13 protein-coding genes are annotated in these 10,176 nt (G+C 61.0%); 6 read left to right on the top strand and 7 right to left on the bottom strand.

Annotation, left to right across the window (positions count from 1 at the left end; genetic code table 11):
* Nucleotides 1–164: 164 nt before the first annotated feature.
* Entirely contained in the window at nucleotides 165–1,103 is a 939-nt protein-coding gene (gene pbpG / locus J7E36_RS08050) for a D-alanyl-D-alanine endopeptidase (RefSeq protein ID WP_215001643.1), read from the top strand.
* 54 nt (nucleotides 1,104–1,157) lie between these two features.
* Here pbpG and J7E36_RS08045 read toward each other — a convergent pair whose 3' ends face one another.
* Together J7E36_RS08045 and J7E36_RS08040 are read right to left on the bottom strand one after the other, a co-directional pair.
* Nucleotides 1,158–1,358 carry a DUF6021 family protein gene (locus J7E36_RS08045; protein WP_215001641.1) on the bottom strand — a complete coding sequence of 67 codons (201 nt, stop codon included), beginning with the start codon at nucleotides 1,356–1,358 and terminating at the stop codon, nucleotides 1,158–1,160.
* Between the two features lie 99 nt (nucleotides 1,359–1,457).
* The gene (locus J7E36_RS08040) at nucleotides 1,458–2,135 is read right to left on the bottom strand and encodes a peptidase C39 family protein (RefSeq protein ID WP_215001719.1); all 678 of its coding nucleotides are present in this window, start codon (nucleotides 2,133–2,135) and stop codon (nucleotides 1,458–1,460) included.
* Nucleotides 2,136–2,361: 226 nt separating this feature from the next.
* On the opposite strand from J7E36_RS08040, the gene J7E36_RS08035 reads away from it, so the two are divergent.
* Entirely contained in the window at nucleotides 2,362–2,526 is a 165-nt protein-coding gene (locus J7E36_RS08035; protein WP_215001639.1) for a hypothetical protein, read from the top strand.
* Between the two features lie 69 nt (nucleotides 2,527–2,595).
* Here J7E36_RS08035 and J7E36_RS08030 read toward each other — a convergent pair whose 3' ends face one another.
* Nucleotides 2,596–3,345 carry a TerC family protein gene (locus J7E36_RS08030; RefSeq protein WP_215001637.1) on the bottom strand — a complete coding sequence of 250 codons (750 nt, stop codon included), beginning with the start codon at nucleotides 3,343–3,345 and terminating at the stop codon, nucleotides 2,596–2,598.
* Between the two features lie 26 nt (nucleotides 3,346–3,371).
* On the bottom strand, nucleotides 3,372–3,623 hold the full coding sequence (locus tag J7E36_RS08025; RefSeq protein WP_215001635.1) for a hypothetical protein: 252 nt from the start codon (nucleotides 3,621–3,623) through the stop codon (nucleotides 3,372–3,374).
* 136 nt (nucleotides 3,624–3,759) lie between these two features.
* Between J7E36_RS08025 and nhaR the strand changes: the two genes are divergently transcribed.
* Nucleotides 3,760–4,656, top strand: a complete 897-nt coding sequence (gene nhaR, locus J7E36_RS08020; protein WP_215001633.1) for a transcriptional activator NhaR — start codon at nucleotides 3,760–3,762, stop codon at nucleotides 4,654–4,656.
* On the opposite strand, the gene J7E36_RS08015 is transcribed toward nhaR, so the two are convergent.
* Entirely contained in the window at nucleotides 4,653–5,813 is a 1,161-nt protein-coding gene (locus J7E36_RS08015; protein ID WP_215001631.1) for an MFS transporter, read from the bottom strand. The genes nhaR and J7E36_RS08015 overlap by 4 nt on opposite strands.
* A 277-nt stretch (nucleotides 5,814–6,090) precedes the next feature.
* On the opposite strand from J7E36_RS08015, the gene sstT reads away from it, so the two are divergent.
* Nucleotides 6,091–7,323 (top strand): serine/threonine transporter SstT, encoded by a 1,233-nt coding sequence (gene sstT / locus J7E36_RS08010; protein WP_215001629.1) that lies wholly within the window; start codon nucleotides 6,091–6,093, stop codon nucleotides 7,321–7,323.
* Between the two features lie 190 nt (nucleotides 7,324–7,513).
* Here sstT and J7E36_RS08005 read toward each other — a convergent pair whose 3' ends face one another.
* Nucleotides 7,514–8,023 (bottom strand): DUF1993 domain-containing protein, encoded by a 510-nt coding sequence (locus tag J7E36_RS08005; RefSeq protein ID WP_215001627.1) that lies wholly within the window; start codon nucleotides 8,021–8,023, stop codon nucleotides 7,514–7,516.
* A 130-nt stretch (nucleotides 8,024–8,153) separates the two neighbouring features.
* On the opposite strand from J7E36_RS08005, the gene J7E36_RS08000 reads away from it, so the two are divergent.
* A complete protein-coding gene (locus tag J7E36_RS08000; protein ID WP_215001625.1) occupies nucleotides 8,154–8,801 on the top strand; it encodes a YceH family protein in 648 nt (215 codons plus the stop codon).
* On the opposite strand, the gene J7E36_RS07995 is transcribed toward J7E36_RS08000, so the two are convergent.
* Nucleotides 8,802–9,620, bottom strand: a complete 819-nt coding sequence (locus tag J7E36_RS07995) for a shikimate 5-dehydrogenase (protein ID WP_215001623.1) — start codon at nucleotides 9,618–9,620, stop codon at nucleotides 8,802–8,804.
* A 178-nt stretch (nucleotides 9,621–9,798) separates the two neighbouring features.
* Between J7E36_RS07995 and J7E36_RS07990 the strand changes: the two genes are divergently transcribed.
* Nucleotides 9,799–10,152: a hypothetical protein gene (locus J7E36_RS07990; protein ID WP_215001621.1), complete on the top strand. Its 354-nt coding sequence runs from the start codon at nucleotides 9,799–9,801 to the stop codon at nucleotides 10,150–10,152.
* Nucleotides 10,153–10,176: the final 24 nt, after the last annotated feature.

The following is a 10,176-nucleotide window of genomic DNA, read 5'->3' as shown; positions in this document are numbered from 1 at the left end:
CAGGCTCGCTCCCACAGGTGAGTCGCACCTGCATTAAACTTTATTTATTCACCCCTTCCAGCAGCGCAGGCGTGTAGCGCAGTTGTCGCCCATACTCCTAAAATGCGACGGTTTTTTTTAAGTCGTTGCTGAACGGCTCCTTCAACTCCATTGAGTCTACTCGCGTGAATATCCGTCTTTCGATCCTCAGCCTGTGCTTCGCTTTCACTGGCATCTTTATCACGCAGAATGTCGACGCGCAGGAAACGATCGCCGCCCCACGAGATTCCGCCAAGCTGCAGGTCGCTTCGGGAAGTGCGATGTTGCTGGACCTGCAGACGGATAAAGTTGTTTATTCGAACAATCCGGACGTCGTGATGCCCATCGCTTCTGTGACCAAGTTGATGACCGGCCTGATCGTGCTGGACGCCAAACAGAACCTCGATGAATACATTTCCATCACCATCGCCAACACCCCGGAAATGAAAGGTGTGTTTTCCCGGGTCAAGCTCAACAGCGAGCTGTCTCGCCGGGACGTGCTGCTGATTGCTCTGATGTCGTCGGAAAATCGCGCCGCTGCCAGCCTCGCCCATCATTATCCGGGGGGGTATGCGGCGTTTATTGCCGCGATGAACGCCAAGGCGAAAGCGTTGGGCATGACCAGCACCCACTACGTCGAACCCACGGGCCTGTCGATCCATAACGTCTCCACCGCCAGGGACCTGACCAAATTGCTGATCGCCGCGCGCAAGTACCCGCTGCTGAGCGAGCTGAGCACCACCAAGGAAAAGACCGTCACCTTCCGCAAGCCTGTCTACAGCCTGGGCTTTCGCAACACTGACCACCTGATCCACAAGGCCAATTGGGACATCCAGTTGACCAAGACCGGTTTCACCAATGAAGCCGGCCACTGCCTGGTGCTGGTGACGAAAATGAGCAATCGGCCGATGGCGCTGGTGATCCTCGATGCTTTCGGCAAGTACACGCACTTTGCCGATGCCAGCCGGATCCGCAGCTGGGTGGAAACCGGCAAAAGCGCGAACGTGCCGGCGGTGGCCCTTCAGTACAAGGCCGCCAAGAACCTCAAGAGCCGCCAGAGCGGCGTGATAGAAGCGTCCAAGTAAACCGAGGCGCTGAACCCGTGGCGAGGGTGCTTGCCCTCGCCACGACAAGCCGGATCAAGGCTTCAGGTCACCCAGCGGGTCATAGGCCTTGGAATCAGCCTTCTCGTGCTTATCTTCGTCCAGCGGCGCTTTCGCCGGCCCGACCGGGTCGACCTGGGGATCATCCAGATCCGGCGAATCCGGGTCGAAACCCAGGTCATCACCGGAAGAATGCTCTGACGAATGGGGTCCCGTTGGTGTATTCGACTGTGCCATCACTGTCTCCTCGAATCATGGTCGGGAAACGCCCGACCCTGACGATAAGAGCCCCAGGCGTGCCAGGACGTGCCCGGCAAGTGACGAACGGGCAAGCGTTCAATGCGCAGCGCCGAGGGCCTTGCTGGCCCGCGCCGCCGCTTGCTCCTGCCCTGCCCCGGCCAGATCCTGTGCCGCCTTCAACCAGCGCTGTGAGTCGACGTTGGCTGGAAGCTGCGTAGGCCGCTGCATCAATACGGCCCAACCACCCGCGCTCTGGTAGGCCGATTCAAAGGCGCTGAAGCTCATCAACTGACGGCGATTGGTGCCTGCTCGCAGCAGCACCGTCCGCTTCTGACGGTTGTAGCCGGCGAGGATCCCGTAGCGTGGCTCGGCCCAGAACGCTGAACCGTCGATATAGCGCACCAGGACCGGATAACCTGCAGCGACCTGCTCCAACAAGTCGTCCAGCTTGTCGCCCAACGGATACACCACCAACCCGTATTCGCGCCCCAGCGTTTGCATGTTCTGCTGCAAAGCGGCTTCGCCGCCCGGCAGGTGCAAGGGTTTTTCCAGCAGCCCCGGCGTGATCACCGTGCCCTGCAACGTCAGTAGGGCCGCGAGGGACTGGGGAGCGCCCTGGTACATCTCACCCCGATAGAACGGCACGCTGTTGAGTTCTACCCGTTCAGGCAAACGCTGGATCTGCGGCGACACACTGCCTGCACAACCCGCCAGGGCCGCGAGGCAGACTGTTACCAGTACCCGTGATCGAAAAGAGGAAATTACCGGCAGCATCAAGACTCTCTTGTTCAGGCACCCGACATTCAGGTCAGGTTTGAGCTGTCGATCATAAGACGCGCACCGGCCCTGGGTATAGCCTTGAACGGCAGTCCGCTGGTGCGGATAGAACGAACCGGTCCGTCGCCGACGCCACTGATCGACTGCCTGCAACACTGGCGCGACTAGACTGTCCATTGAACTGAGTGCGTTGTCCCGCAACGGGATAAAAAGGGAGGCACAGATGAGCCTGACGACGACAATCCTGATGCTGATATTCGGCTGGCTGAGCGTGGCGACGGCCATGCTCTGGGGTGTGCTTCGGATCACTCGGCGCCACCATCACGCGCCGTCCGCGCAATCGGAAAAAACCGAAAAACCTGCCCGGCGCCACGTTGCGGCACACTGACGTTCATTTCCCACACCCATGAAAAAAGCCGCCCGGACATGAACCCGGGCGGCTTTTGCGTAGCTGGAATCAGGCGTTGTCGGTCAACGCCCTCTGCTTGGCACGACGGGACATCATGTTCAACACCTCGATCGTTGCCGAGAATGCCATGGCTGCGTAGATGTAGCCTTTAGGCACATGGGCACCGAAGCCTTCGGCGATCAACGTCATACCGATCATGATCAGGAAGCCCAGGGCCAACATGACCACCGTCGGGTTGTTATTGATGAACCTGGCAAGCGGCTCGGCCGCCAGCAACATCACCAGTACCGAGACCACGACAGCGATGATCATGATCGGCAGATGCTCGGTCATGCCCACGGCGGTGATGATGCTGTCGATGGAGAACACCAGGTCCAGCATCAGGATCTGACCGATCGCGGCAGCAAAGCCCAGGGTCACGCCGGACGTGGCCGACTTCGGATCATTGGGGGCCGGGTCCATGCTGTGGTGGATTTCAGTGGTGGCTTTCCACAACAGGAACAGGCCGCCCGCGATCAGGATCATGTCCTTCCAGGAGAACGCCTGGCCAAGGATTTCAATGACCGGCTCGGTCAACTGCACAATGAAAGCAATGGTGCTCAACAAGCCCAGGCGCAGGATCAACGCCATGCCGATACCGATCCGTCGCGCCTTGGCACGATGCTGTTCGGGCAGTTTGTTGGTCAGGATCGAAATGAAGATCAGGTTATCGATGCCGAGCACGATTTCCATTACGACCAGGGTTGCCAGGGCGATCCACGCGGTGGGACTGGCGGCGAGCTGTAGAAGATAATCCATGGTTCAGTCCTGACTGGTGTGGCGGTTTAAATGGTCTTGGTAGGGGTTTCGGTTTTTTCAGCGTCGTCCGCCGGTTTCTTCCCGGGGCTGATCAGCCCGCCGGTGGCTTCGCTGATGGCCTGCTCGGCAGCCTTATGAGTGTCGTCAATGGCCTGCTTGGCCGTTTCTGCGGCTTTCCCCATCAGTTGCTGGGCGCTTTTTTCGGCTTGTTCACAGCCGGCGAGCGCGATCGAAGACATCACCAGCACAGCGGCAAGCCCCAAGGATTTATAGCTCATCGAATAAATGCCTCTCAGATTCAAGGGGCCCGAAAGGTGGCCCTCCAATGGCAAGGCATTCTAGAGAGGCGAATACTTCAGGAAAATTCGTATTTTTAGCGGTTATACTTCGTTTTTTACGAACTGTGCGACCTCTATGCTCAATTATCGACAGTTGCATTATTTCTGGGTCGTGGCCAAAACCGGCAGCATCGTGCGGGCATGCGAGCAGTTGAACCTGACGCCACAAACCATCAGCGGACAGATTGCCCTGTTCGAACAGACCTATAACATCAAGTTGTTTCGTCGCGTCGGGCGCCAGCTTGAGCTGACCGAAGCCGGCCGCCAGACGCTGCCGTATGCCGAACACATGTTCCAATTGGGTGGTGAGTTGGAGTTGATGCTGCGCGCCCGGCCCAACGCGCAACAAACGCTGTTTCGGGTCGGGGTGGCGGACGTGGTGCCCAAGTCCATCGTCTATCGGTTGCTGGCGCCGACCATGGAGCTGGATGAGCCGCTGCGCATCACCTGTCGCGAGGACAAGCTTGAACGACTGCTGGCGGACCTGGCGATCCAGCGTCTGGACCTGGTAATTTCCGACAGCCCGATGCCGACTCACCTGGACATCAAGGGCTACAGCCAGAAGCTGGGAGAATGCGGGATCAGCTTTTTCGCCACCGCCGCCCTGGCCGAACGCTACGGGCAGGATTTCCCTCACAGCCTGCATGACGCCCCGCTACTGATTCCCGGCCCGGAAACCGTGGTGCGCAGCCGCCTGCAACGCTGGTTCGCCGAACAACAGATCCAGCCGCGCATCGTCGGCGAGTTCGATGACAGCGCATTGATGCAGGCCTTCGGTCAATCAGGCAGCGGAATCTTCATTGGCCCGAGCGTGATCGCCGAAGAGGTGAAGCGCCAATACGGCGTGGAACTGATCGGCCAGACCGATGCGGTGAGTGAGTCCTTCTACGCGATTTCCGTGGAACGCAAGGTCAGTCATCCGGGCATCGTCGCGATTGCCGAAGGCGCACGTCGGGAGCTGTTCAGCGCCTAGCCCTGGGTGCAAGCAACGGGGGGTTTGACAGTCATCAGCAACAACGCCAGCAGAATCGAAACGAGGATGAAACCGGCCCCGGCAAAACCGACGTTGCCCAGGCCGAGGGTGTCGATGACCCGGCCGCCGACCATGGCCCCCAGGCCGATGCCCAGGTTCCCGCCCGCGATGTTCAACGACGCGGCGAACGCCGGCGCCTGCGGGGCGGCCTTCATCAGCCGCACGTGGCTGACCAGGAACAACGCCGCCTGGGTCACGCCCCAGATGCCCATCGCCACTGCCAACCCGAGGTTTGAATGGATGCTCGGGACCAACGCCACCATGCCGCCAATCATGAACAGACAGAACACCATCGACGCGATCAACGGATGCCGGTCCACCGCCCGTCCGCCCAGGGAATTGCCCACCAGCCCCACGGCGCCGAAGCCCATCAGGCACCAGCCCACCAGGGTGCCGTCGAAACCGGCGAGGCGTTCGAGGATATCCGCCAGGTAGGTGTAGGCGGTGAACATGCCGCTGAAGACCAGGATCGACAACAGCACATGCCCTTGCATCAACGGGCTGCGCAGGATCTTGAATTGCGAGCGCAAGCTCACCTGACGCTGGTGCAGGTTGGTTTTGGGCAAGTAGAAAAACAACAGCAACGCCTTGGCGAAGGCGATCACCGCCAGGATCGCAAAGGCGCTGCGCCAGCCAAACGCATCGGCAATCAGTGTACCCACCGGAATGCCGAACACTGTGGCGCAGACGATACCGAAACCGATCCGGGCGATGGCCCGACCGGCGTGTTCCGGCCCGACAATGTCCACCGCCGTTTCACTGGCCAGGGCCCAGAACACCGGCAGGCCCAGGGCCGGGATCAAACGGGCAATGGCCATCACCCAGATGTTGGGGGCGAACGTCGCCAGCAAGTTGGCCAACCCGAACATCACCAGCACGCTGATGAACAGCTTGCGCCGCTCGAAGCGGGCAAACCAGGCGGTGAGGAACGGCCCGAACGCCGCCACCGTAAACGCAAACAACGTGACCAGCAGCCCGGCCTGGGGGATGGTCACGTGCAAGTCACGGGCGATAGGTGGCAGCAGGCCAACGATGACGAACTCCGTGGTCAGCACGGTAAACCCGGCAGCCGACAGCAGGAAAATCGGTAACAACATGCAAAACTCCGGCAAAACGACGACACCAGCGTTAGCCCAAGGGCTCGCTGGCGGTATAGAAAGTGATGAGGCAAGAGCCTAACAGAATGTGCCCGGTAGAAAAACGCAGTTGCACAGCGGGGTGACGGATCGTCACAGGTCCGTCAGAAATTTCCTCGGGCTGTGGTAGAGTCCGCGGCCTGCAAACGCCGTACTTCCCCCGGTCCGCTCCTGTGGCCTGCCCGCTTGTTGCCCTGACGCGTCGACCGTCGCACACAATAAAATCAGAGATGCCGTTATGACTGCTTCGTCCCCTTCTGTTTTCCAACGCCTCATGCGCACCAGCCTGGTGACGCAGATCGTCATTGGCCTGATTGCCGGTATTATCCTGGCATGGCTGGCACCCGACCTGGCGAAGTCCACCGCCTTCATCGGCAAGGTCTTCGTCTCCGCACTCAAGGCCGTGGCGCCGATCCTGGTGTTCGTGCTGGTCATGGCGTCGATCGCCAACCACAAGCACGGCCAGGAAACCCATATCCGGCCGATCCTGTTCCTCTACCTGCTGGGCACTTTCGCCGCGGCGGTGGTCGCCGTGGTTGCCAGTACGCTGTTTCCGTCCAGCCTGGTGCTGTCGACCCATGACGTCGCGGTCACCGCGCCCGGTGGCATCGCCGAGGTGCTGCAGAGCTTGCTGCTCAGCGTGGTGGACAACCCGGTCCGGGCGCTGATGGACGGCAACTTCATCGGTATCCTGGCCTGGGCCATCGGCATGGGCATTGCGATTCGCCACGCCGGCGAGACCACCCGTACCGTACTGGATGACCTGTCCAACGGAGTGACCGTGATCGTGCGCCTGGTAATCCGCTTCGCGCCGCTGGGGATCTTCGGCCTGGTAGCCTCGACCTTGGCCACCTCCGGTTTCGGCGCGCTGCTCGGCTACCTGCACCTGCTCACCGTGCTGATCGGCTGCATGCTGTTCGTGGCCCTGGTGGTCAACCCGCTCATCGTGTTCTGGAAGCTACGTCGCAATCCGTACCCACTGGTCTTCACCTGCTTGCGTGAAAGCGGCATCACGGCGTTCTTCACCCGCAGTTCGGCGGCGAATATCCCGGTGAACCTGGAATTGAGCAAGCGCCTCGGCCTGCACGAAGACACCTATTCGGTGTCGATTCCGTTGGGTGCGACCATCAACATGGCCGGCGCCGCCATTACCATCACTGTGCTAGCCCTCGCGGCGGTGCACACCCTGGGCATTGCGGTGGATGTACCGACGGCCGTGCTGCTGAGCGTCGTCGCGGCTATTTGCGCGTGTGGCGCATCAGGGGTCGCGGGCGGTTCGCTGTTGTTGATTCCCCTGGCGTGCAGCCTGTTCGGCATTCCCAGCGAAATCGCCATGCAAGTGGTTGCGGTGGGGTTCATCATCGGCGTGCTGCAGGACTCTGCGGAGACTGCATTGAATTCGTCCACGGATGTGCTGTTCACGGCGGCGGCTTGCCTGGGTGAGGAAGAGAAGCTGGCTCGCATGGCATAACCGTTGCGGTGGATGCCCCACCGTCATCGCGAGCAGGCTCGCTCCCACAGGGGTTCTGTGGTTGCGCTGGCCCTTGTGGGAGCGAGCCTGCTCGCGATGGCGGCGGTACATCCACCAAAAAATGCGACAGACAGCCACAAAAAAGCCCGGAACAGCTCACACCGTTCCGGGCTTTTTCATGCCTGCGGGTTTAGAACGCGCCCATATAGTCGCGCTTGCCCACTTCCACGCCGTTGTGACGCAGCAAGGCGTAGGTGGTGGTGACGTGGAAGAAGAACTGCGGCAGGCCGTAGGTCAGCAGGTAGTTCTGGCCGCTGAAGCGCTTTTCCTTCGGCGTGCCCGGACGGGTGACGATCTCGATGCCTTCCTTGCCATCGATTTGCGCAGGGCCGATGCCGTCGATGAAAGCCAGGACCTTGGCGATCAGGGCTTGAAGGTCGGCGAAGGTGGTTTCGCTGTCGTCATACTTCGGCACTTCAATCTCGGCCAGGCGCGCGGAGACGCCTTTGGCGAAGTCCACCGCGATCTGCACCTGACGCACCAGCGGGAACATGTCCGGGTACAGGCGGGCTTGCAGGAACGCGTTCGGGTCGATGTTTTTCGCTGTGGCGTGTGCTTCAGCCTTGTTCAGGACGTCGCTCAAGGCATTGAGCATCTGCTTGAAAACCGGGATGGAAGCGGCGTAGAGGGAAATGGTCATGGCGATCTCATGCAGGTGGCAGGAAAGGACAAATCGAACGGATGCGATTATAGCCATGGCTTGTTGCACGGCTTGTCTTTTATTGCGCAAGGATTAGGCTAGGCGGCTTCCACAGCATAGGGAACGCGCGATGAGCATCGAAGAACAAAGCCAGGCCGAAGAACCACGGCTCAACAGCACGGAAATCCGCATCCTTGGCGCGCTGGTCGAGAAACAGGCCACCAACCCCGAGACCTACCCGCTGACCCTCAACGCCCTGGTACTGGCCTGTAACCAGAAGACCAGCCGCGAACCGGTAATGAACCTCAACCCGGGCCAGGTCGGCCAGAGCCTGCGGGCGCTGGAAGGTCGCGGTTTTACCCGACTGGTGATGGGCAGCCGAGCCGACCGTTGGGAACACCGGGTCGACAAGGCCCTGGAGCTGGTGCCGGCCCAGGTTATCCTGATGGGCCTGCTGTTTCTGCGCGGCCCGCAAACGGTCAATGAACTGCTGACCCGCAGCGGTCGCATGCACGACTTCGAAGACGCCGAACAGGTGGTGCATCAGCTGGAGCGCTTGATTGCCCGTGGCCTGGCGCTGCTGGTGCCGCGCCAGGCCGGTCAGCGCGAGGACCGCTATGTGCATGCCATGGGCGACCCGGCGGACATCGAGGCGATTCTCGCCGCCCGCCACCAGCCCACGGAACGTAGTGCCGGCAGCGGCGTATCGCTGGAGCGCATCGAAGAACTCGAGGCGCGGATCGCAGCATTGGAGGAGCGGCTGGCGCGGCTGGAGTGATCAGGCTCGGGCGAACGCCACGGCCTTCTCGAACTGCTCCGGGCTTGGCCGCACCCCGGTGTAAAGCACAAACTGCTCCAAAGCCTGGATCGCAATCACTTCCAGGCCGGTGATGACCCGCTTGCCCTCGGCCCGGGCGCGGACGATCAGCGGCGTTTCCGAGGGGATCGCCACCACATCGAACACCGTGTCGGCGGCAGCGATGGCCTCGGGGTCGAACGCCAGCTGATCGGCCTCCGGGCCACCGGTCATGCCGATCGGCGTGACGTTGACCAGTATCTGCGGCCGCAAGGCGTCAAGCTCGGCTTGCCATTCGTAGCCCAGGGAGTCGGCCAGCGCCCTGCCGGCCACCTCATTACGCGCCACGATCAACCCCTTCCGGTAACCGCCGTCGCGCAAGGCACTGGCCACGGCCTTGGCCATGCCGCCGCTGCCACGCAGGGCGAAGGTCGAGTCCTTGGGCACGGCGTGGGTGTGCAGCAATTGCGCAATGGCGATGTAGTCGGTGTTGTAGGCCTTCAAATGGCCGTCGGTGTTGACGATGGTGTTGATGGACTGGATCGCCGCAGCGGAAGGATCCAGCTCGTCGATCAGGGGGATGCAGGCTTCCTTGAACGGCATCGACACCCCGTACCCACGAATCCCCAACGCGCGGATCCCCCCCACCGCACCGGGCAGGTCCTGGCTGCTGAACGCTTTGTAATAGAAGTTCAGACCCAGCTGTTCATAGAGGTGATTATGAAAGCGCAGGCCGAAGTTTCCGGGACGCCCCGAGAGCGACATGCACAGCTGGGTGTCTTTGTTGGGATTGATCTGCACGCGTTTCTCCTTGCATTCACTTTCAGACAGACGGGATCACCGTCCGGGCTGACCTTACACAATATTTACCCAACGGCGTTGCGAATCCTGAGAAAATCGCTGTCAGAGCAAGTAACCCCGCGACCCTCATCGGGTCTGCTACAGACCACAGGCGACGGGGCCGAAACGAGGAACAGCCATGAATCGTAAACTTCCCATCATCGCCCTGCTCGTGGGGGCACTCGCGGTCACCGGCCAGGCTTCCGCCCATGGTCATGGTGGTTGGGAGGGGCCCGCCGTGTTTGGCGCAATCGTCGGTTCGGCCATCGTCGGCTCAGCCATCATCAACCGCGATCGGCCGGTGTATGTGCAGCAGCAACCGGTGTACTACCAGCCGCAGCCGGTTTATGTGCAACAACCGCCGCCGGTCTACTACCAGCCACAGCCGGTGTATGTAGAACAACCCATCTACTATCGCCCGGCACCGGTGTATTACGGGCCACCACGGGGCTATTACTATGGCCCGCCGCGTGGGCATTACGGCCGCTGGTAACCGAAATGAAAAAGCAGCCTGTGA

This window comes from Pseudomonas fluorescens (genome assembly GCF_018614775.1).
GTDB classification, from domain to species: Bacteria; Pseudomonadota; Gammaproteobacteria; order Pseudomonadales; family Pseudomonadaceae; genus Aquipseudomonas; species Aquipseudomonas fluorescens_BY.
This window is presented reverse-complemented; position numbering and strand designations above follow the sequence as displayed.